Source organism: Paraburkholderia sediminicola (genome assembly GCF_046027355.1).
GTDB classification, from domain to species: Bacteria; Pseudomonadota; Gammaproteobacteria; order Burkholderiales; family Burkholderiaceae; genus Paraburkholderia; species Paraburkholderia sediminicola_B.
The window spans coordinates 1-22489 of record NZ_JAQQEK010000054.1 but is presented as its reverse complement, the minus strand read 5'-3'; the positions used below and the strand labels follow the sequence as shown (position 1 = coordinate 22489).

Here is a 22489-nt window from a genome sequence, read left to right as displayed (position 1 = left end):
GACGAACATTCGAAAAAATCATGTTTATCCAGGGATGTGCCTCATACGCGATTCGCGTCTCGAATAGCAGAATCCGGGCTTTGCCAAAAAGCAGCGGGCGTCGAACGCACTTGGGTTCGTCCGAAACGTTCGGCCCGCTCACTACCAAGGTCTGGAGCTCATGATGAAAAAGAACCGCATTGCCACCGCCGCATTCACGGCGCTCACGTCATTTACTTCGCTGGCGGCGTCCCCGGCCTTTGCTCAAAGCAGCGTGACGCTGTACGGCGTGCTCGACGAAGGCATCGACTACACCAACAACGCGGGGCACGGCGCGGTCTGGGAAATGGCGAGCGGCTATGCGCAAGGCAGCCGCTGGGGTATGAAGGGTTCGGAGGATCTGGGCGGCGGGCTGAAGGCCGTGTTTCAACTGGAAAACGGCTTCGACGTGAGTTCGGGACGGCTCGGCCAGGGCGGCCGCATGTTCGGCCGCCAGGCCTACGTGGGACTGAGCGACGGCCGTTTCGGCACGGTCACGCTCGGTCGCCAGTACGATTCGGTGGTCGATTACCTCGCGCAGACTACAGCCAACGGCAACTGGGCCGGCTACCTGTTCGCGCATCCGTATGACAACGACAACACCGACAACTCGTTTCGCCTCGGCAATAGCGTGAAGTACGCGAGCCCGGAGATGGCGGGCTTCCAGTTCGGCGGCGTGTACAGCTTCAGCAACGATACCAACTTCGCGAACAACCGCGCTTATAGCTTCGGTGGGCAGTATGCGAACGGCGGCCTGCTGGTCGCCGCGGCCTATATGCAGGCGGACAATCCCGGCGTGGGTTCGACCGGCGCGATCACCGCGAACGACGCGAGTTTTATCGCCGGACGCATGCGGGTGTTCGGCGGTGGCATCAACTACACCTTCGGTTCGGCGACGGCCGGTTTTGCCTACACCAACTCGAGCTACAGGAATCCGACCGGCAACGGCTATATCGGCATTCCGCTGGCCGCGCCGGGCGTGACCTTGAATACGCTGAAGTATCAGAACTTCGAAGTGAACGGCAAATACCAGTTCACACCGGCGTTCTTCGTCGGCGCTCAGTACGTGTACACGATGGAAAACTACGATGCGTCGTCAGGCAACGTGAAGCCGAAGATCCACTCGGTCGGCTTGATGGCGGATTACAACCTGTCGAAGCGTACTGACGTGTATCTGCAGGGCGAGTATCAGAAGGTCGCGGGCGATTCGACTCACTCGATTCTCGACGACGCGTTCATTCCGGGTGTGCAGGCGCCGTCGTCGACGGGCACGCAGGTCGCTGTTCGGGTTGCGCTGCGGCATAAGTTTTAAGCGGTTGGGCGCCGGCGCACACGAATGTTGTAGTGACGCCAGCCTCGTGGGATCGTTCAGATTTTTTCTTTGTTCACGTTACGTATACGGCAGTTTTTTTTGAACACTGCTGTGCTGCCGCATCAGTGTTCAATTTTTGCAGACTGTTCACGTTACGTATACACTGACAAAACTTGAACAGAGGTGGACCATGCCACGTCAATCACCGCCGTCGTTCGTGCCCGATCCAACGGTAGATGCCGCCGCTGCGGCGTTTTCCGCAGCGACCGGTGTGTCCACAAAAATCCTCCGACCGCCACCCCGCACGCACTACGCGGCGAAGATCCAGTTTCAGGCATCCCCGCACAGCAACTGGTCACGTCCGGTGCTGCTGGTGGACAACGTGGACCGCTTCGCCACGCTGGCCGCGATCAAATCCACCGCGCACATTCGCGCCGACGATCCGTTCGTGGTGGTCACCCCCTATCTGTCGCCCAATATGCTTCGGCACTGCCGGGAATTGGGCCTGGACGCGTTCGACATGTCAGGCAACGCCATCATGCAAAGCGCCGGCAATCTGATCATGATTTCCGGCGAGAAGCGCACCGGCATGGCAAGCCGCATCAAGGACCGTGCCTGGACGGCCAAGGGCATGAAGGTGGTGTTCGCTCTGCTCTGCGAGGGACCGCTCGTCAACGCGGGCCAACGCGCAATCGCCCAACGTGCGGGGGTCAGTCTCGGCACAGCACAGTCGACATTTCGCGATCTGCTCGAACGAGGCGACATCGTTCAGCGCAAGGACCGCTACGTGTTGGCCGACCCGGCACGCACGCTCGACGAATGGGCTGCGCTTTACCCTTCCCGGCTGCGCAATCAACTATTCGTAAACCGCTATCAGGCTGCCGACCCGGCATGGTGGCGCAACATCGACCCGCAGGCAGAGCACTGCAGGTTCGGGGGTGAAGTCGCAGCCACGCTTCTCACCGGTTATCTCAAGCCAGCCACCGTGACACTGTATTGCGAGCACGCGCTGCCCCGCAAATGGCTGATCGAAGCCCGCCTGCGACTCGATCCAAGCGGCGAGGTGGAAGTGTTGAGCTCGCCCATTCCATTCGCCCCTTCTGCAACACCGGATTCCTCCAGCCAAACGCCGGAAGTGCCGCCGTCGGTCGCGCATCCCGTGCTGGTCTATGCCGACCTGATCGCAACCGGCGATTCCCGCAACCTCGAAACTGCCCGGATGCTCCGTGAACAATACCTCGCTACTTGATTTACGCGGCGACCAGTCGCTGCCGGCGCTCGTCGTCGAACTGTTGCGGCACGTCGCAGAGACGGCAAACGCGTTGAACGTCGACTGGTTCGTTGGCGGCGCCACCGCGCGCGACATCGTGCTGACCCATGTGCACGGCATCCAGACCACACGCGCCACCGCCGATGTCGATATCGGTGTCGACGTGGCAAGCTGGTCCGGCCACGCCGCGCTGAAGGCGGCGCTGGTCGCCGGCGGCTCGTTCGAGCAACGCGGCGAGGCACACCGGCTGTACTACCGCTCCCCAAGCAACGGCGAGTTGATGTGGCTCGACATCGTGCCTTTCGGCGGAGTCGAGGAAGGTCAAGGCAAAACGGCGCCGAGCGAAATCGCATGGCCGCCGGATCAGGCCATACGCATGAACGTGGCCGGTTTTGCCGAGGCGCTCACCGACGCCGTCGCAGTGCGGCTCGCGCCGGATCTGGTTGTGCCCGTCGCCTCCTTGCCAAGCCAGGCGATGCTGAAAATCATCGCGTGGCACGATCGCCATACGGTCGACAGAAAGGACGCGCTCGATCTGCTTTTCCTGCTCGGCAACTACGCAGCCGCCGGCAACCACGCGCGCCTTTACGAGGAGCACTACGAACTCGTCGAGCAATACGGACATCAACTGGAGTTCGCCGGCGCCGCCCTGCTGGGACGTGACGCCGCGAAAATCGCCTCGGTGCCAACCCGTGCAGCGATCGAGCAGGTGCTCGCGTTCGAGCAAGACTATCCGCGTATTCTCGAACACATGATGGGCCACCGTGCCCGGCTTTTCGAGCCGACGCCGGATTTCATCGAATCCGCATTCAACGCTTTTCGCACGGGTTTCAGAGACCAGGCTTGACCGGGTGACGGCCCATGCGCCCTCACTCCTCCACCGCCGCCTTCAACCTCGACAACGCGTGATCCCACTGCCGCGAGATCGCGTCGAGCGCGCGGCGCGCTTCGTCGAGATGGACGGGCTCGAACGCCCACAAGCGCTCACGCCCCACCTTGACGTCGCGCACGAGACCCGCGTTGGCGAGCACCTGCAAATGCTGCGTGACGGACTGCCGCGTGATGTCCGTTCCCGCAGTCAGTTGCGCGATCGACATTGCGCTGCCCGCGCACAATACGGCGACCAGGCGCAGACGTGTCTCATCACCAAGCGCCGCGAAAATCGGCGCGGAACTGCGCAGCACCGACGCCTTCAGATCCGCTCCGCCAAACGCCTTCTTAACCCTTGGTGACATGCTGTTCGATGTTGGCCATCTGTTCTTCCCATCCGCCGTTATTCATACGGAACGCTTCTTCGCGGCGGCCGGCAGGAAGCTGATCAAAGCCCGACTCGACTACGCGTAACAAGGTGCCCGACTCGACCTCGATCAGTTCGAAGACGACCAGGGTAGTCGGCTCCGGCGAATAGTCCACCGCGACGTCCACCGCGGCCGGATGCCAGCGCCACGACAGGTGATGCTCGGGCTCGACGCGCTCGACATGCACATCCATGACGAGATACTCGTAGCCCGGATAGGTAATATTGCCCTGCACGGATTGGCCGGCCACGAACTGTTTGCCGGTGAGATTCACGCCGAACCAGTTGCCGAATTCCTCGGCATTGGACAACGCGCGCCAGACCCGCGAGCGCGGCGCCTTCAGCAGAATCTGTTTTTCGATGCGATCGGTCGATGTGTTCATATGCAACCTCCTGTCTGCATATTAGGAGCGGCATGACCAACATGCAAGTATTTGCCTGCATGTTTTCACGGCGGTTTTTCGTAGATTCGAGAGCCCGCCGTTGCGCTACTTCTCTTGCGATTCGCGACTTTTGAACAGGCGCGCGCTCGACAGAATGGCGAGCGCGATCACCACGCTGAGAATCGCCGTGGCCTCGCGACCGAGCCCCGCCGCCACGCCGACGCCCGCGCTCAGCCACAGGCTTGCCGCCGTCGTCAGGCCGCGCACCTCGCGCTCGGCGCTGAGCTTGATGATGGCGCCCGCGCCCAGAAAACCGACACCGGACACGAGTCCTTGCAACACCCGGCTCATGTTGTCCTGCGAGAAACCGGCCTGCAGCGGCACGACCACGAACAAGGCCGCCCCGACCGACACCATCATGTGCGTGCGCATGCCGGCATCGCGCCGTGACATCTCGCGTTCGAAACCGAGTATGCCGCCGAGTATCAACGCGAGTCCGAGGCGCATCAGGACCTGCGTGACGTCAGCCGCGCTGCCGAGATCGGAGAATTCTGCCCGGGCGGTTGCCCACACCACGTGCCACCAGTTGTCCATTACATTTGCCCGACGTTCCAGAAAACGCCAAGCATACGGTAATAACGCGGCACTGCGTGGCTCATCCCGCCGACGTTTTCTTCACGAACGCGCTCACCACGGCCTCCAGTTCCCTCGTGATCGACGTCATCACGCCGGCCACCACGGCGAACTCTCGGCCGGTCACATGCGCGCGGCTCGCCACGATCTGACCGTTGAACGAGACGATATGCGCTTCTTTCGCGATCGCCTTGATCCGCTCGATCAACTGCTGTTGCTCTTTTTTCTGCAAACGCGCTATGCGTCGGCTTTCCTGTTCGTAGACAGCCGTGACGCCATGCAGATGGGTCAACAACGGATCGACGGAATCGACCAGGGCCTTGAGCGCATCATCCGCGCGCGGTGAAACGCGCCCGATCGCGTCCAACGCCGTCGAAGCCAGTGCGATAAAGTCCGCGATTTTCCTGGCCACATTTTCGCGACCATGAAATGCCTCGCGCAACGCTGGCGAAAACAGACCGGGCAAACCGTCGCGGCCTTGAGTCAGCACCGTATGACTGTCGGCAAACGTATTCAAGGTATCGCGCGAGATCGCCAGCGCGCCGTCGAACTGTTGAAACGCCAGCATCGCTTTCAACACGATGCGCTGCGAAAGCATCCGCTGACGCCCCGCCAAATTGATCAACGAGCTCAACACCTCGCTGGAGACGTCCGCATCGGACGGTGGTGCGTGAACCCGTTCTGTCGTGATGCTCATGTGGACTTCTTTTGATTTTGATCGGCCCCGTCGTGCGATCCGCGCCTCCACGTCGGCGTGGAGGCGCGGATTGTTCGGATTACTGCATTACTCCGTTGCGTGTGCGTGCATCACACCGGAGTGCATCGACCACGCCATCCACGGACGGCGCAGCGCGACAATCGCGACGAACGCGCATGCCGCCAGCGCGCCAAACGTCGCGAAGCCCATCTGATAGCTGCCCGTGCTTTCCTTCGCGATACCCATCACGACAGGCAGATAGAATCCGCCGATGCCACCCGCCGCCCCGACGATGCCCGACATCAGCCCCGTGCGGCCCGCCCAGCGATGCGGCACCAACTGGAAGGTCGCGCCGTTGCCGAGACCGAAGGCCACATACAGGCACAACAGCAGCGCGATACCGCCGGCGATGGTAGGCATGACCGCGGCGAACACGAAGTCGCACAGCGAGATGATCGCGAGCAGGAAGGTCAACGCGCGCACGCCGGACACCTTGTCGGCGATCAGGCCGCCGAGCGGACGCACCATCGCGCCAGTCGCGGCGAGCAGCGCCATGAAGAGGCCCGCGTCGATCTTCGAGAGCTGATAGAGGTTGGTCAAAAGCAGCGAAACATACGAGGACATGCCGACGAAACCGCCGAACGTAATGCTGTACACCAGCATGATCGCCCACGTGTCACGCTCGGCCAGCACCGCGCGATAGCGCTTGGGCAACACCGCGATCGCCAGCAAGGCACCGATCACCGGCAACAGCAGCACACCCGTCTTGCCGGAGCCGAACATACCCGCCTCGACCAGCAGCACCAGCACGATCAATCCGACCAGCGTCACCGCGAAGCTGCCGAATGCGCGCAGCACGCTACCCGTTTTCACGCCGGAATCGTTGGCCCAGAAATACAGCGTGATCGCCGCGATCGCGAGCAACGGCAGTGCGCCGCCGGCGGCCATCTGCCAACCATAGTGCGTGGCCAGTTGCGGGAACAGAAACCCGTCGAGCACCGCACCGATATTGCCGGCCGCGGCGAGGCCCAACACGAGGCCTTGCACCTTCGGCGGATAGTTGCTGCCCGCCATCGGCAGCGCCACGGCGAAACTGGCGCCGCCGACGCCGAGAAATACGCCGAGCACCAGCAGCACCGTGTACGACGGCACGGACGGCATCAACGGCAACACGATGGTCGGCACCGCCGACAACAGCACGCCCATCAGCGCGATGCGCTTGCCGTGCGCGGATTGATACAGGTTACCGAGCGTCACGCGCAGAATCGCGGCGGAGAGCACCGGCACGGCGACCAGCAAACCTTGCTGCGCGGGCGTCATCGCGATGCTCTTGCTGATGAACGGCGCGAGCGGTCCATACAGGACCCAGACGGTAAAGCCAGTGTCGAAATAGAGGAAACACGCCACTAGCGCGCGCCAGTCCCCACTCTTTAGGGAGCTCATCACGTTTTTCATCAGATATCCTCACAAAGCTGATTTTTCGACTATCCGGCAGATCGCGCTACGCGCCACGCACCGGAATGATCACGATGTTGAAAACCGGCATAACCATGCAACCTCCATGCCATGCGGCTTCGTCTTTTGAAGCTGTACTGCGCACTCTTTGAAATCCTGAAACGGCGAGCGCGTCCGTTGCGCTGACAAGCGTGCGTCTATCAATAAACGTCGCGTGCGTAGCGCTTTTCCTGCGCGAGGCGGTTCACATATTCGAGGGCTTTTTCATCGCTCATGCCGCCGTGTTGGGCCACCACTTCCTTGAGCGCCGCGTCGACATCCTTCGCCATCCGGTTGGCGTCGCCGCATACGTAGAAATGCGCACCGTCTTCGAGCCATGACCACAATTGCGCACCCTGCTCGCGCATACGGTCCTGCACATAGACCTTGTCCGCCTGATCGCGTGAGAACGCGACATCGAGCCGGTTCAGCACGCCGCTGTCGCGCATCGATTCGAGTTCGTCGCGATAGTAGAAATCGGAGGCGGCGTGCTGCTCGCCGAAGAAGAGCCAGTTGCGGCCCGTGTCGCCGCATGCACGCCGCTCGTGCAGAAAGCTGCGAAACGGTGCAACGCCGGTGCCGGGGCCGACCATGATCATCGGCGTATCCGAACCATGAGGAGGACGAAAGTGTGCGGACTTCTGCACGAACACGGGCACGTTGACATCGCCCGCACGGTCGGCGAGAAACGTCGACGACACGCCTTTGCGATGACGGCGGCCATTGCTGTAGCGCACCGCGGCAACGGTCAGATGAACTTCTCCGGCGTGCGCCTTCGGGCTCGATGCGATCGAATACAGACGCGGCTGCAGACGCTTGAGCGTGCCGGTCAATTCGGCGGCCGTGAGGCTCACTGGAAATTCGTGCAGCACGTCGGCGATCTGCTGTCCCCACAACCATTGCTTGAGGTCGGTCTTGCGCTCGGGCGACAGCAGATCGCGCAGCGCGCCGTTGTTGCTGCGCGCGGCGACGAACGCGAGCAGATCGGGATTCGGGCGCGCGATCTCGTAGTGCTTGCCGAGTGCATCGGCAAGACGCATCTCGCCAACGCCTGACACGTTCACCACGGCATCCGCGCTCACGCCGCTCAGCGTGATCAATTCGTCGACGAGTTCCGGGCAGTTGCTCGGCCATACGCCGAGCGCATCGCCTGCTTCGTATTCGAGTCCCGAGCCGTTCGTGCTCAGCGAAAAATAGCGCGTGTCTTTCGCCGCGCCCTGCTTGTTCAGGCGCAGATTGCTGACGAGCCGCGATGCGGCCGGCCGCGTTTTGGTCGGCACCGTGCCCGGCACCACCGCGTTGATCATGCCGCCCGGCGGCACGGCATACAGCGCGGCGTCCTCTTCCTTGATGCGCACGATGATGCGTTCGAGCCACGCGTCCGCGCTCTCCTGATACTCGCTATCGCAATCGACGCGCTCCATCAAGCGCAGCGCGCCTTGCCCGGCGAGTCGCTCATCGAGGCGGCGGCCGTGGCCGCAGAACTGGTCGTAATTGCGATCGCCGAGCGCGAGCACCGCGAAGCGCACGCCGTCGAGTCGCGGCGCGCTCTCGCCGCACAATTGCGTCCACAGACTCTGTGCGTTGTCGGGTGGATCGCCGTCGCCGAAGGTGCTCGTCATCAGCAGCACGTATTGGGCTTTGGCGAGCGTCGCGGCTTGATAGTCCGCCATGCACGAGGTGCGGATTTCAAAGCCCGACTCCATCAAACGCGTGGCATAGGCTTCGGTCAGTGACTCGGTGTTGCCGGTTTGCGACGCCCACAGCAGCGTGACCTTTGGCCGTGCGCGCACGATCCGTACGCCGGATGCGTGCGATGCCTCTGCATTCGACGCTGCCTGCGGCGTTGTCAGCGCAGCAGCCGGAACGGTCGCACTGCGGCTATAGAGACCGGCCAACAGACCGTCGACGTAAAGGCGGCTTGTCGTATCGAACGGCGCATTACCCGGCAGAACCGGCGCACGGTCGATGCCTTGCGCTTCCGCCGAACGCAGTCCGCTCACGAAGCCGGCCAGATAGACGCGCTCCTGGTCGGTGAACGAAGGTGCGGATGTCGGCGGCAACTGCAACAGGCTGGTGAGTGCATCGATACGGGGCATATCCAGATCCTCGGCGCTTGCCGATACGGTGTTGGCTGGCGCAGCGCTCGCGGCAACCGCAACGGATGCATCGGTTTGCGATGCATCGTCGTCATTCACGAAAGGCCCGACGCGCCCAGCCGCCACCGGGCTCAGCGCGACCGCGCAAAACTTGAGTTCGGGCTGCTGCGAGACCGGGTCGATGGCGTCGCTCGTCACGGCGTTGATGCACAGGTCGTCGCCGAATACGTCGTTCCAGTGCATCGGCGCGAAGCATTGACCCGCGCTCACGCGTTCCGTCACGACAGCCGGCAACACCGCGCGGCCGCGGCGCGAACGAATCTCCACCGGGTCTTTTGCCTTGATGCCGAGCGTCACGGCATCTTCGGGATGAATCTCGACGAACGGGCCCGGGTTCAGCTTGTTGAGCATCGCGACCTTGCCGGTCTTGGTCATCGTGTGCCATTGATGCTGCAGGCGGCCCGTATTCAGCACAATCGGAAATTCACGATCCGGCAGTTCAGCCGGCGCAGCGTAAGCGCGCGCGAAGAACACCGCCTTGCCGCTCGCCGTCGGAAACACGAGCCGCGGACGGCTGCCGTCGGGCTGTTCCTTGAGCGTTTGACTCACGCCGTCGTTGAGGTAGCGAACCGGATTGCGATCGGCTGAATCAGCCGATGCAAGCGGCCATTGCAACGGCGTTTCCTTCAACCGGCGATGGCTTGCGCCGCGCAGGTCGTAGCCAGTCTTCGGATTCGACGCGCGAGTGATTTCCGCGAAGACTTCCTCGGCGCTCGTGTAGGTAAAGGCATCGGCAAAACCCATTTCACACGCGACACGCGCGATGATCTGCCAGTCCGGCAGCGCGGCGCCCGGCGGTTCGATGCCCTTTTGCATCAACGTGAGATTGCGCTCGGAGTTGATCATCACGCCTTCGGCCTCGGCCCACAGCGCGCCGGGCAAGAGCACGTCGGCGTAGCGATTGGTCTCGGTATCGAGAAACGCGTCCTGCGCGATCACGAGTTGCGCCGCGCTCAGTCCGTCGATCACGTTCTGACGATTCGCCACGCTCGCCACCGGATTCGTGCAGATGATCCAGCATGCCTTGATCTCACCCGCGGCCATGCGCGTGAACATATCGATCGTGCCGTTGCCGACCTGGGACTTGAGCGAGCCCTTCGGAATGCGCCACAGCTCTTCGATAAAGGCACGGTCTTCCTCGACGAGCACCGAACGCTGACCCGGCAATCCCGGTCCCATGTAACCCATCTCGCGGCCGCCCATCGCATTGGGCTGGCCCGTCAGCGAAAACGGGCCGCTGCCGCGCCGGCAAATCTTGCCCGTCGCCAGATGCAGGTTGCAGATTGCGTTGGTGTGCCACGTGCCGTGCGTGCTCTGATTCAGGCCCATGGTCCAGCAGCTGATCCACTCGCGGGCGGTGCCGATCATCCGCGCGGCTTCGCGGATCTTTTCGACGGCGAGGCCGGTGATCCGCGCGACGTTCTCTGGTGTGTACCCGGCGAGAAACCCGGGCATTGCATCCCAGCCTTCGGTAGCCTCTGCGATAAAAGTGGCATCCGTATGGCCGTTTTCGTGCAGCAGATGCAGCAGGCCGTTGAGCAACGCGAGATCGGTGCCCGGCTTGATCTGCATGAAGAGGTCGGCCTTCTCAGCGGTCGTATTGCGGCGCGGATCGACGACGATCAGTTTGGCGCCGGCCTTCACGCGATCCATCATGCGCAGAAACAGAATCGGGTGACAGTCGGCCATATTCGCGCCGATCACGAAGAACAGGTCGGCGTGATCGATGTCTTCGTACGATCCCGGCGGGCCGTCCGCGCCGAGCGAGAGTTTGTAGCCGCTGCCCGCGCTCGACATGCACAGGCGCGAATTCGATTCGATGTTGTTGGTGCCGACAAAACCCTTGGCGAGTTTGTTGACGAGGTACTGCGCCTCGATCGACATCTGGCCGGAGACATAGAACGATAGCGCGTCCGGCCCATGCTCATCGAGCAGGCCGCGCAAACGCGCTGCCGTGGTGCTGATCGCCTGCGCCATCGGCAGCGGCGCCGGGTCCTGGCCGCGCGCATGGCGCACGAACGCGCCTTCGAGACGCCCCGACTTGCGCAACGCGACATGCGCCGACTGGCCCTTCGTGCATAGCCGACCGAAATTGGCCGGATGCTCCTTGTCGCCGGAGATTTTCACGACCTGGCCGTCCTCGACGTGCAGCACCATGCCGCAGCCAACGCCGCAGTAAGGGCACACGGTTTTTACGCTAGTAGAGGACATGTAGGGCAACGTCGTTCAAAAGGATTTCAGACAATCAGTGGCTCAAACCGCGACCCACACCTGGCCGTTTTCCACGCGCGCGGCGAACGCGCCGACGGAGTGCGCCGGTGTTTCGAGGCACTCGCCTGTGCTCAGATCGAAGTGATGCTTGTAGATCGGCGAGGCCACGACGATGCGTTCGCCGAGACTGCCGATCAATCCGCGCGAGAGCACCGCCGCCTGCGAGCCCGGATCGAAGTTTTCGATCGCGTACACGATGCTGTCCGCGTCACCGTTGTTCACGTGAAAAACTGCGACCTGTTCGCCGTTGACGAGCGCGCAAACACCCGTGTTGGGCACGATGTCGTCGAGCGGGCAAATCGGCGTCCAGGAGCGTGGCAGGCGATCGTTGTTCATGGCGGAAGTCCTCGGTGAATGGTGCGGTTCAATCAAACGGTTTCGACGACAACGGGAATCGCAGCGAGCTTCGAGCGCCGCTCGGCGGGCGTGGCCGGCCGGATCTGGCCGCGCTCCTCGACGAAAGCGACGTTGCTGTCCGACTCGCCGCTGTTGACGAAATGACGGAAGCGCTTGCGCGTTTCGGGATCGGTGACGGCCTTCTTCCATTCGCACTCGTAGGTGTCGACCACGTGCTGCATCTCCGACTCGAGTTCGTCGGCCACGCCGAGACGATCGTTGACGACCACGTCGATCAGATAGTCGAGGCCGCCTTCGAGACTCTCGCGCCACACGCTGGTGCGTTGCAGACGGTCCGCGGTGCGCACGTAGAACATCAGGAAACGGTCGATGTAGCGCACCAGCGTCTCCTTATCGAGGTCCGACGCGAGCAGTTCGGCGTGGCGCGGCTTCATGCCGCCGTTGCCGCACACATAGAGATTCCAGCCCTTTTCGGTCGCGATGATGCCGACGTCCTTGCCCTGTGCTTCAGCGCATTCGCGGGTGCAGCCCGACACGCCGAACTTGATCTTGTGCGGCGTACGCAGGCCCTTGTAGCGGTTCTCGATCTCGACCGCGAGACCCACCGAATCGCCGACGCCGTAGCGGCACCACGTCGAACCGACACACGACTTCACGGTGCGCAGCGACTTGCCGTAGGCATGGCCGGATTCGAAACCGGCGGCGATCAGTTCTTCCCAGATGAGCGGCAGTTGCTCGACGCGCGCGCCGAACAGATCGACGCGCTGACCGCCGGTGATCTTCGTGTAGAGGCCGTATTTCTTGGCCACCTGACCGACCGCGATCAAACCGTCGGGCGTGACTTCGCCGCCCGCCATGCGCGGCACGACCGAATAGGTGCCGTCGCGCTGAATGTTGGCGAGGTAGTAGTCGTTGGTGTCCTGCAGCGAGGCGTGCTCCTTCTTCAGCACGAACTCGTTCCAGCACGACGCGAGCACGCTCGCCACCACCGGCTTGCAGATATCGCAGCCGAGGCCGTGACCGTGCTTCGCGAGCAGTTCGCCGAAGCTGCGCACACCTTCCACACGCACGATGTGATACAGCTCCTGCCGCGAATACGCGAAGTGTTCGCAGACGTGGTTGTTGACCGCGAGGCCCTGCTTCTTCATCTCGGCCTTCATCACCTGCGTGACGAGCGGCACGCAACCGCCGCACGAGGTGCCGGCGGTCGTCGCGCATTTCAAAGCGCCGATGTCGGTCGCGCCCGCGCAAACGGCGGCGCACAACTCGCCCTTCGAGACGTTGTTGCACGAACAGATTTGCGCGGAAGCGGGCAAGGAATCGACGCCGAGCGCGGGCTTCGCATTGCCATCCGCTTGCGGCAGGATCAGGAATTCAGGCGACGCCGGCAGTTCGATGCGGTTCAACATCATCTGCAACAGCGTGCCGTATTCGCCGGCGTCGCCCACCATCACGCCGCCCAGCAGATATTTGCCGCACTCCGACACCACCAGCTTCTTGTAGACCTGCTTGCGTTCGTCGCTGAACTGGTAGGCGCGGCTGCCCGGCGTGTTGCCGTGCGCGTCGCCGATGCTCGCCACGTCCACGCCCATCAGCTTGAGTTTGGTGCTCATGTCGGCGCCGGCGAATTCGGCCGTGTCACCGAGCAATTGCTTTGCCACCGCGCGGGCCATGTCGTAGCCCGGGGCAACGAGGCCGAACAGTTGACCGTTCCACAACGCGCATTCGCCGATCGCATAGATGTGCGGATCGCTCGTGCGGCACGCGTTGTCGATCACGATGCCGCCGCGCGGGCCGAGCGTCAGGCCGCTTGCGCGCGCCAGGTCGTCACGCGGACGGATGCCCGCGGAGAACACGATCATGTCGGTATCGAGGTGGCTGCCGTCCCCGAATTGCATGCGGTGCGTGCCCGCCTCGCCGTCGACGATCGCCGTGGTGTTCTTCTGCGTATGCACCGTCACGCCCAGTTCTTCGATCTTGGTGCGCAACACGCGGCCGCCGCCGTCGTCCACCTGCACGGCCATCAGACGCGGCGCGAATTCGACCACGTGCGTTTGCAGGCCCATGTCGCGCAGCGCCTTCGCGCATTCGAGACCGAGCAGTCCTCCGCCGACCACCGTACCCGTCTTCGAACGCGCGCCGCATTCGCGCATCGCTTCGAGGTCGTCGATGGTTCGGTACACGAAGCAATCGACTCGCTCACGGCCCTGCACGGGCGGCACGAACGGATAGGAGCCGGTGGCGAAAACCAGCTTGTCATAAGGCAGCGTTTCGCCCGTCGACACCGTCACGGTGCGCGCATCGCGATCGATCGCCACGGCCTTCGCGTTCAGCTTGAGCAACACGTTCTGGCGTTCGAAGAAGCCCGGTTCGACCAGCGACAGATCGTCCGCCGTCTTGCCCGCGAAAAACTCGGACAGGTGCACGCGGTCGTAGGCCGGCCGCGATTCCTCGCACAGCACCGTGATGTCGAGTCCGTGCGCGGCGTCGTGTGCGAGGCACTCGACCAGTTTGTGACCGACCATCCCGTGACCGATAACGATGATTTTCATGACCGCGGTTTCCTCAATGTGCTGGGTTGCGAGCGACGCCGTATGGCATGTGGCGAAAACGAATTCCGGAAATAAAAACGGCGTCCCGCGAACCCAGTCGATGACTGAATTCGGGGGACGCCGTTGTCCTGACCTGTCCTGCAGCGAGTACTTTGTGTTGCACTCGCGCCGGATCCACGTTGATCCGATGGCAAGGCTTAACGCAAAGCCTGTGCCAGCTGCACAAAATGCCCGTGACGAGGCCGTGGTGCGGGGCTTTGCGACGAATGGCACGCGTGTGCGGCGCAGCGGGCGCACGACGCGTTTTGATGCAGCGAAGCACATGGATGGTGCGACGCAGCACCCTGCACGTGCGAGGTGCGGGCCCGCGAACGGTGCGTGGCGCGAGCGTCGGAGGCGTTATTCGCGAGGCGTGGCAAGGCGTGAAGCGCTCTTCGCCGATAGGTGGCGTGGTCCTTGCATGAGCAGTGGCGAGCTCATGGCGGCAACGCAGCCGCCACGACATGTCGCACACACCATGCGGACGAAACACAACGCTGTGTTTTACCGCCCTTGAAGCGAAGCGGCAGAGCAGCACACCATGCAGTAATCGGACAACGGCGTCCCCTCGTGAGTATCACGAGCGGACGCCGTTTTTTATTTGGCGCCGGCGAAACAGCGATCGCCGGCCGACACAGAAGCGAAGGACACCGTGATAGATCCCGCGATGAACACGAATACCGGCAAGGTCACCTTATTGAGCGCCGGCCCCGGCGACCTCGATCTGCTTACGCTGAAGGCCGCCAAAGCGCTGGCCGCCGCCGATGTCGTGCTGCTCGACGACCTCGCGAATCCCGAGATCGTGACGCTGGCGCCGCAAGCACGCGTGATTCGCGTCGGCAAGCGCGGCGGTTGCCGGTCCACGCCGCAAGCGTTTATCGAGCGGCTGATGCGGCGCTATGCGCTCAAGGGCTTGCACGTGGTGCGGGTGAAAGGTGGCGAAGCGCTGCTGTTCGGACGCGCCGGTGAAGAGCTCGCGGTCTTGCGCGGCGCCGGCATTCCGGTGGAAATCGTCAACGGGATCTCGTCGGGGTTCGCGGCCGCCGCGGGGCTCGGCATTTCGCTCACGCATCGCCGTCATTGTCACGGCGTGAGTTTCGTGACCGCGCATACGGAAGATCACGGCGAGCCGGACTGGGCCGCGTTGGCCGCGACGCGCACCACGTTGGCGATCTATATGGGGATGCGGCGCATCGACAGTATTGCGACCGCGTTGCTCGCGAGTCTGCCGGCCGATACGCCCGCAGCCGTCGTGCAATGGGCCGGTGGCAGCAACGAGCGGCGTCTCGTGAGCCGCCTCGACCGGCTCGCCGCGGATGCGACGCGCGCGGGCTTCGGCAGCCCCGCGGTGATTCTGGTGGGCGGCGCGATCGGCGAAAGCGTCGAGCATGCGTGGGCGGGAGATAACGCATGGCGCGACGAAGCGGCCGCGATGCAGACTGACATGCCGAACGCGCGCGAGGCAATTGCACAGGCCGCATGATGAGCGGTCTGCGCGCTTCTCAACCGCTCAATTCGCCCGCTACGCTCAAACGCCTGTAGGCAGTCTCGCGACGAAGCACGTGCCCTCTTGCGCGGACGATCTGACTTCCAGCGTGCCGCCATGCGCGCTCACGATCTGCTTGCAGATATAGAGCCCGAGTCCGAGGCCACCGCCGGGCTTGCTGGTCGCCGGCCGCCAGTAGGGTTCGAAAACCTTGCTCAGGCTCTCCGGCGCAATGGCATTGCCGCCGTTCAGGACACTCAGCATGAGTTCGTCGTCTTCGATGCGTGCCCGCACTCGCACCGGGAACTCCGCCGCGCCATGCGTCACCGCGTTGCCGAGCAGGTTCGAGAGCAACTGCTGCACACGAGTGCGGTCGCAGCGCACCCGCGCGGGGACGGCGATATCGTCGGCGAGGATCCGATCCGGATTGGCCTCGCGCACTTCGGCGACCACCACTCGCAGCGCCATCGCCAGATCGTCGACGTCGTCGATCGACACGCCGATGCCCGAGCCGAGCCGGCCGCGCGCGAAATCCATCACGTCGTCGATCAGGCGAGCCATGCGCAAGGTGGTGGACTTCAGACGCTGGCCGATCTTCACGAGATCGGGCTCGTTCTTGCGCAGCGACAGCAGTTCGGCCGTCGCGCTCACCGCTGACAAGGGATTGCGCAGATCATGACCGAGCACGGCGATGAACTGCTCGCGCAGGCTGGAGTTTTCCCGCTCATGACGCAGCGCGGCCTCGGTGGCCTGGTGGCGGCCTTCGGTGGCGAGCTGGATCGCGATCAGCTCGGCGAACACTTCGAACATGCGCAAGGTGCGCGGATTCGAGACCTCGGCCGGATCGGGGTCGATCGCGCAGAGATTACCGAAATAGCTGCCGTCGGGAAGAATGATCGGTACGGAAATATAACTACCCAGCTTGTAGATCCGCGCCGTGTGATGGCCGTGATAAACCGGATCCGTGTGGAAATTGTCAATGACGATCGAAGCCCGCGCGGCGCGCGATTCGAAACACAGCGTGGTGTGCAGGTCCAGATCGCCGCCTACCGCCAGACCGAAATTCACCTCGTCCTGCACCGCGCACGCCGTCCAGCGGTGCTCCGTGACGCGGGCCACCGCGGCAAAGCCCATGCCGGTGTTCTTGCAGATCATACGCAGGATGGAAGGCACGGCGTCGATACGCTGGACCGCCTCGATATCGCGCGCGATGTCGACGTCTCCGTCGTTGCCGATCGGTAATTTATTCATAAGCAGCGGAACTGCGCACCCTTGCCGATCTGGCGTGGAAAAACACTTTATCGAGTATCGATTCTATCGGGACTTCAAATTGCTCACTATCAGGAACACAACCTGAGGGAAATCCGATGGCCCATCACCCAGCCGCACGCCTTCTGATCGCCGACGACGACGCGAATCTGCTGGCCGCCTACGTGCTCTACTTCAGCGCGCATGGTTTCGAGATCCGGACCGCGCGCAACGGCCTCGACGCGCTGGCTCAATACTGCGCATGGCATCCGCAGGCCGCGCTGCTGGACGTCGAAATGCCGCGTCTGGACGGGCGCGCGGTGGCGCGGCGGATCCGCTACGTGGGCGATATTCCGGCGCCCACGCTGGTCGCGGTCACCGGGCTCGAGCGCGCCGAGGAAAAGAGCGAATCGCTGCGCTCGGGCTTCAACCATCACTTCGTCAAGCCGGTGCCGATGCCGGTGATTCTCGCGGCGTTGACCGGGCGTGTCCGGCATTAGCCGGTGTTGTCCCGGCGTTAATCCCGCGTTGTTGTCCGCTTTTGCCGGTCTTCGCCACTTGCGCCTGACGTTGCGCCCAGCTTCGTGGCCGACGTTCTAACCGTGTCCTGAGCGTTCTTGCCCAATCATCACCCTCAATCGCCGAAGCCCAGTTCCGCTTCCACTGCCTGCCCCACGCGCAGCCACGACCCGGCCCCGCTCGCGACGAGCGCATTGTTGCCGAACGTGATCGCCCCGTTTCGCTGCGGATTCGCGCGGTAGACGCTCATCGTGTCGGTCGGCTCGTTCGGCCAGTCCGGATCGGGCGCGCCTTTCGCCTGGTCGATGGTCGGCATCGGACAGCGCGAGCACGGCTTGACCAGTTGCAACTGCACGCCCGCGCCCTTGTCCCCGTCGACGCTCAGCGCCTCCACATAGTCCTCTTCGTACGCGTCGAGCCCCGTCAGCACCACGTTGGGACGGAACCGGTCGATCGGAATCGACGGCGCGCCCTTGCCGTTCAGGCGCGTGTTCAGATCGTCGAGCGATGCCTGGCCGATCACCAGTAGTGGAAAACCATCGGCGAAATGGGTGGTCGCGCCGCCCACGCACTCAGTGTAGTCCGGATCGACAATGCGCTCGCGTTCGGGATTGAAGCGCAAGAGGCGCGCGGGCACGCCGAGAAACGTCGAGAACCACGCGGCACATGCCTCGCCGGTGTCGAGCCCGTAGGCCGCGTCGCGCCAGACCTTGGTCTGCACTGCGTGCGGCGTCTCGAGCCGCGCGCTCGCCAGCGGCGTGCGCAACTCGCTCATGCCGGGCGCGCGGATCACGAGGTCCTCGGCGCCGATTTCGACCTTGATCAGCGCCATGCGCGGATACGCGCGCTGCGTGAGCATGGCGCCGGCAGGGTCGGTGACCATCCAGCAGCGGTCGTATTCGAGGCCGGTGGCAAGCAGCCGCGCCTCATGCAGCGCAATGCCCGCGCAGGATTTGATCGGATAGACGAATAGCTCGCTGATGGTCGGCATGGCGTGGGTATGCACGTGGGAAGCGTGCGAATTCTTGTGTTTGATGCCCGATTGTAAAGCCCTCCGCTCTCATCGTTCCAGCCGGAATGTCGGCCAAACGAGCCGCTGAAGACCGGCCGGGCGATGCCGCCGTTTCTTCCGGCCGCGCTTGGACGTAAAATCCCCAAGCAAAGCGCTTGGGCAAAGACAAGGCCGGCGCCGCGGCATTCGCGCACAATGCGGATCCTGGAAGGCTGCGTGCAACCCGCGCCGTCACCGAACATCAACGCGGCCGCCGCGCGCGCGCCACTGGATAGAACGTGTAGAAGCATCCTTACCCTAACCGAACCAGGAAATTCATTATGCTGAGCAAACCCGTGTTGACCGTCGCCGAAACGACCCGCATCCTCGAAGCCGCCCGCGCGGAAGCCGAGAAACACCAGTGGGCCGTCGCCATCGTGGTGGTCGACGATGGCGGCCATCAGCTCGGCATGCTGCGTCTGGACGGCAGTGCGCCGGCCAGCTCGTACATCGCGACCGAAAAGGCCCGCACTTCGGCGATCGGCCGCCGTGAAACCAAGGTATACGAAGACATGATCAACAACGGCCGCACCGCTTTCCTGAGCGCGCCGCTGCAAGGCACGCTGGAAGGCGGCGTGCCGGTGATCGTCGACGGCCAGGTGGTCGGCGCGGTCGGCGTGTCGGGCGTCAAGTCGGATCAGGACGCGCAGATCGCCAAGGCCGGTATTCAGGCCATCGCCGCTTGAGTTTGCGAGCCGTTCGCAAACCGACCAAAGCGGCCCCCATGAAGCAAACAAGCTAACCGTTGCACAACGCGGGCCGATGCCCCCTCATCGGCCCCATTCAGATAGATGGAGCAGTCGATGACTCAGATGAACCCGCGCGGCGGACTGCAAGTCGCCGCCAACCTCGACCAGTTCGTCGAAACCGAAGCCCTGCCCGGCACCGGAATCGACAGCGCCGCATTCTGGTCAGGTTTCGACGCCCTCGTGCACGAGCTGGCGCCCAAGAACCGTGCGTTGCTCGCCGAGCGCGATCGCCTGCAAACCGAACTGGACAACTGGCATCACGCCAATCCGGGTCCGGTGCGCGATCTGCGAGCGTACCGTGCGTTTCTCGAAGGCATCGGCTATATCGTGCCCGTGCCTGCCAGCGTCAAAGCGACGACCGACCAGGTGGACACCGAAATCGCCGAACAGGCCGGCCCGCAACTCGTGGTGCCGCTGTCGAATCAGCGCTATGCACTGAACGCGGCGAACGCGCGCTGGGGCAGCCTGTACGACGCGCTGTACGGCACCGACGCGATCCCTGAAAGCGGCGGCGCCGAAAAGCAGAAGGCCTTCAATCCGGTGCGCGGCGCCGCGGTGATCGCCTATGCCCGCAAGTTTCTCGACCAGGCCGCGCCGCTCGCGAATGGCTCGCATGCCGACGCGACGCGCTATAGCGTCGAAGGCGGCAAGCTGGTCGTCACGCTGAAGAACGGCACGAGCGAGCTGAAGACGCCGGCGCAATTCATCGGCTATCAGGGCGAGGAGAGCGCGCCGTCCGCGGTGCTGCTCAAGCACAACGGTCTGCACTTCGAAATCCAGATCGATGCAAGCGACTCGATCGGCAAGACCGATTCGGCGCATGTGAAGGACGTGGTGGTCGAAGCGGCGGTGAGCACGATCATCGATTGTGAAGACTCGGTCGCGGCCGTGGATGCGGACGACAAGGTCCTGCTCTACCGCAACTGGCTCGGCCTGATGACCGGCGACCTGACCGAAGAGGTCACGAAGAACGGCAAGACCTTCACGCGCCGGCTGAACGCCGACCGCGTGTACACCGCCGCGAACGGCACCGCGCCGGTCGTGCTGCATGGCCGCTCGCTGCTGTTCATTCGCAACGTCGGTCATTTGATGACCAATCCGGCGGTCCTGACCAAAGACGGCCAGGAGATTCCGGAAGGCATTCTCGACGCGGTCATCACCATGCTGTGCGCGTTGCACGACCGCAAGCACCAGTTGAATTCGCGCACCGGCTCGATCTATATCGTCAAGCCGAAGATGCACGGCCCGGCCGAAGTCGCCTTCGCGAGCGAGCTGTTCGCGCGCGTGGAAGACCTGCTGAAGCTGCCGCGCAACACGATCAAGATGGGCATCATGGACGAGGAGCGCCGCACCAGCGTGAACCTGCTCGCCTGTATCGCCGAAGCGTCGGAGCGTGTCGCGTTCATCAACACGGGTTTCCTCGACCGCACCGGCGACGAAATGCACTCGGCCATGGAAGCCGGTCCGATGATGCGCAAGGGCGACATGAAGTCGAGCGCCTGGATCGCTGCTTATGAGCGCAGCAACGTGCTGGTCGGTTTGAGCGCGGGCCTGCGCGGCCGCTCGCAGATCGGCAAGGGCATGTGGGCGATGCCCGATCTGATGCACGCCATGCTCGAACAGAAGATCGCGCATCCGAAGGCCGGTGCGAACACTGCATGGGTGCCCTCACCGACGGCCGCCACGCTGCACGCGTTGCACTATCACCAGGTCGACGTGCAGGCGGTTCAGCAGGAACTGGAGCGCACAGATTATGCGAAGGTGCGCGACGAACTGCTCGACGGCCTGCTGACGATTCCGGTCGTCGCCGAGGCGAAGTGGAGCGACGACGAGATCCGCAGCGAGATCGACAACAACGCACAGGGCATTCTCGGCTACGTGGTGCGTTGGATCGATCAGGGCGTGGGTTGCTCGAAGGTGCCGGATATTCATGACGTCGGTTTGATGGAAGATCGTGCCACGCTGCGTATTTCCAGCCAGCACATCGCCAACTGGCTGTATCACGGCGTGGTGACGCGTGAACTCGTCGAAGAGACGTTCAAGCGCATGGCCAAGGTGGTCGACGAGCAGAACGCGGGCGATTCGCTGTATAAGCCGATGGCGCCGGGGTTCGACACGATTGCTTTCAAGGCCGCGCAAGCGCTGGTTTTCGAAGGTCGTCAGCAGCCGAGTGGGTATACGGAACCGTTGTTGCATAAGTTCCGGCTGGAGGTGAAGAAGGAGGGTTGAAGCCGGGTTGGCCGGGCCGCGTGGGATGCGTGGGCCGGCTGTCAGCGTTACGCCGCTTTAAATACAGAAGGGCCGCTCGCGCGGCCCTTCTGTTACGTCACGGATGCTTGGCAATGGTCAGAACCTTAGCCGCTCGACGCATCGTTGACGATCCGGAATATCTCATCCGTGTCGTCTATGACACTTTCATCACCCACGAACTGAGACATCTCCAGTCTTCCGTCATTAAATACATCAATCTCTATCCGCTTGCCGGGCAACGTCAAAGAAACCAACACCGAGTCTATACGGTGCCTACTTAAGCTGTAGTACAGCCGCCGACTATCGAGCTCTTCCAACAAGTCGTACAGCGCGTGGGTCATAGCGCCTCCATCAAGTTCACTTTCTGAACCGGCTATCGTTCAAGAGCTTCCAAGCCGTCTTGGCATCACGATCTCCATTGCGCGACAACGCTTTTATCTCGTCCAAGGTCATGCCCAGATATTGCCCTGGGAAAACGCGCCGCACACTCGCCTGGCATTGACTAGAAATAACCTCATCAGCAGTCGGTGTCGTAGCCAGACCAAACGGATCGACGTTTTGAACCGGATTGCCGCCCACATAGGCATACGCATTCGTCTGCCCACTCGCGTAGCCTATAGGATCTTCGCCAATGAATCTTGCTGTTGTGGGGTCGTAGTACCGATTCCGATAGTAATACAACCCCGTCCCATCATTCTCCCGCC

19 protein-coding genes are annotated in these 22489 nt (G+C 63.0%); 7 read left to right on the top strand and 12 right to left on the bottom strand.

What is annotated here, in order from left to right; all coding sequences use genetic code 11:
* Window positions 1-163 precede the first annotated feature (163 nt).
* From PQR42_RS42945 to PQR42_RS42935, 3 genes are all read left to right on the top strand, one after another.
* Window positions 164-1330, top strand: coding sequence for a porin (locus PQR42_RS42945; RefSeq protein ID WP_408205703.1), 1167 nt, complete (start codon window positions 164-166; stop codon window positions 1328-1330).
* Between the two features lie 190 nt (window positions 1331-1520).
* Window positions 1521-2579: a type IV toxin-antitoxin system AbiEi family antitoxin gene (locus PQR42_RS42940; protein WP_408205670.1), complete on the top strand. Its 1059-nt coding sequence runs from the start codon at window positions 1521-1523 to the stop codon at window positions 2577-2579.
* The gene (locus PQR42_RS42935; protein ID WP_408392599.1) at window positions 2557-3447 is read left to right on the top strand and encodes a nucleotidyl transferase AbiEii/AbiGii toxin family protein; all 891 of its coding nucleotides are present in this window, start codon (window positions 2557-2559) and stop codon (window positions 3445-3447) included. Before PQR42_RS42940 ends, PQR42_RS42935 begins: the two co-directional genes overlap by 23 nt.
* 22 nt (window positions 3448-3469) lie before the next feature.
* Here PQR42_RS42935 and PQR42_RS42930 read toward each other — a convergent pair whose 3' ends face one another.
* From PQR42_RS42930 to nirB, 8 genes are all read right to left on the bottom strand, one after another.
* Window positions 3470-3835 carry an ArsR/SmtB family transcription factor gene (locus PQR42_RS42930; RefSeq protein WP_408205672.1) on the bottom strand — a complete coding sequence of 122 codons (366 nt, stop codon included), beginning with the start codon at window positions 3833-3835 and terminating at the stop codon, window positions 3470-3472.
* On the bottom strand, window positions 3819-4280 hold the full coding sequence (locus PQR42_RS42925) for an SRPBCC family protein (RefSeq protein WP_408392597.1): 462 nt from the start codon (window positions 4278-4280) through the stop codon (window positions 3819-3821). Before PQR42_RS42925 ends, PQR42_RS42930 begins: the two co-directional genes overlap by 17 nt.
* A 105-nt stretch (window positions 4281-4385) precedes the next feature.
* Window positions 4386-4874, bottom strand: a complete 489-nt coding sequence (locus PQR42_RS42920; protein WP_408205674.1) for an MgtC/SapB family protein — start codon at window positions 4872-4874, stop codon at window positions 4386-4388.
* A gap of 61 nt (window positions 4875-4935) precedes the next feature.
* A complete protein-coding gene (locus PQR42_RS42915) occupies window positions 4936-5610 on the bottom strand; it encodes a type IV pili methyl-accepting chemotaxis transducer N-terminal domain-containing protein (RefSeq protein ID WP_408392594.1) in 675 nt (224 codons plus the stop codon).
* A gap of 87 nt (window positions 5611-5697) precedes the next feature.
* Window positions 5698-7065 carry an MFS transporter gene (locus PQR42_RS42910; protein ID WP_408205676.1) on the bottom strand — a complete coding sequence of 456 codons (1368 nt, stop codon included), beginning with the start codon at window positions 7063-7065 and terminating at the stop codon, window positions 5698-5700.
* Window positions 7066-7265: 200 nt separating this feature from the next.
* Window positions 7266-11474, bottom strand: a complete 4209-nt coding sequence (locus PQR42_RS42905) for a bifunctional nitrate reductase/sulfite reductase flavoprotein subunit alpha (protein ID WP_408392591.1) — start codon at window positions 11472-11474, stop codon at window positions 7266-7268.
* A 42-nt stretch (window positions 11475-11516) separates the two neighbouring features.
* Entirely contained in the window at window positions 11517-11870 is a 354-nt protein-coding gene (nirD, locus tag PQR42_RS42900; RefSeq protein ID WP_408392589.1) for a nitrite reductase small subunit NirD, read from the bottom strand.
* Between the two features lie 32 nt (window positions 11871-11902).
* Window positions 11903-14443: a nitrite reductase large subunit NirB gene (gene nirB / locus PQR42_RS42895; RefSeq protein ID WP_408392586.1), complete on the bottom strand. Its 2541-nt coding sequence runs from the start codon at window positions 14441-14443 to the stop codon at window positions 11903-11905.
* A 706-nt stretch (window positions 14444-15149) separates the two neighbouring features.
* Between nirB and cobA the strand changes: the two genes are divergently transcribed.
* Window positions 15150-15965: a uroporphyrinogen-III C-methyltransferase gene (gene cobA, locus PQR42_RS42890; protein ID WP_408392584.1), complete on the top strand. Its 816-nt coding sequence runs from the start codon at window positions 15150-15152 to the stop codon at window positions 15963-15965.
* 45 nt (window positions 15966-16010) lie between these two features.
* Here the strand turns inward: cobA and PQR42_RS42885 are convergent, their stop codons facing one another.
* Window positions 16011-17219 carry a GAF domain-containing sensor histidine kinase gene (locus PQR42_RS42885; RefSeq protein ID WP_408205681.1) on the bottom strand — a complete coding sequence of 403 codons (1209 nt, stop codon included), beginning with the start codon at window positions 17217-17219 and terminating at the stop codon, window positions 16011-16013.
* Window positions 17220-17335: 116 nt separating this feature from the next.
* Between PQR42_RS42885 and PQR42_RS42880 the strand changes: the two genes are divergently transcribed.
* Window positions 17336-17716, top strand: coding sequence for a response regulator (locus PQR42_RS42880; RefSeq protein WP_408205682.1), 381 nt, complete (start codon window positions 17336-17338; stop codon window positions 17714-17716).
* 134 nt (window positions 17717-17850) lie between these two features.
* On the opposite strand, the gene PQR42_RS42875 is transcribed toward PQR42_RS42880, so the two are convergent.
* A complete protein-coding gene (locus tag PQR42_RS42875; protein WP_408392581.1) occupies window positions 17851-18726 on the bottom strand; it encodes an MOSC domain-containing protein in 876 nt (291 codons plus the stop codon).
* Between the two features lie 341 nt (window positions 18727-19067).
* Between PQR42_RS42875 and PQR42_RS42870 the strand changes: the two genes are divergently transcribed.
* On the top strand, window positions 19068-19472 hold the full coding sequence (locus PQR42_RS42870) for a heme-binding protein (protein WP_132374637.1): 405 nt from the start codon (window positions 19068-19070) through the stop codon (window positions 19470-19472).
* A 117-nt stretch (window positions 19473-19589) separates the two neighbouring features.
* Window positions 19590-21764 carry a malate synthase G gene (locus PQR42_RS42865; RefSeq protein ID WP_408495699.1) on the top strand — a complete coding sequence of 725 codons (2175 nt, stop codon included), beginning with the start codon at window positions 19590-19592 and terminating at the stop codon, window positions 21762-21764.
* A gap of 125 nt (window positions 21765-21889) precedes the next feature.
* Here the strand turns inward: PQR42_RS42865 and PQR42_RS42860 are convergent, their stop codons facing one another.
* Entirely contained in the window at window positions 21890-22126 is a 237-nt protein-coding gene (locus PQR42_RS42860) for a hypothetical protein (protein WP_408392576.1), read from the bottom strand.
* Window positions 22127-22142: 16 nt separating this feature from the next.
* Window positions 22143-22489 (bottom strand): RHS repeat-associated core domain-containing protein (locus PQR42_RS42855; RefSeq protein ID WP_408392574.1); only part of this gene is annotated, 347 nt, incomplete at its 5' end.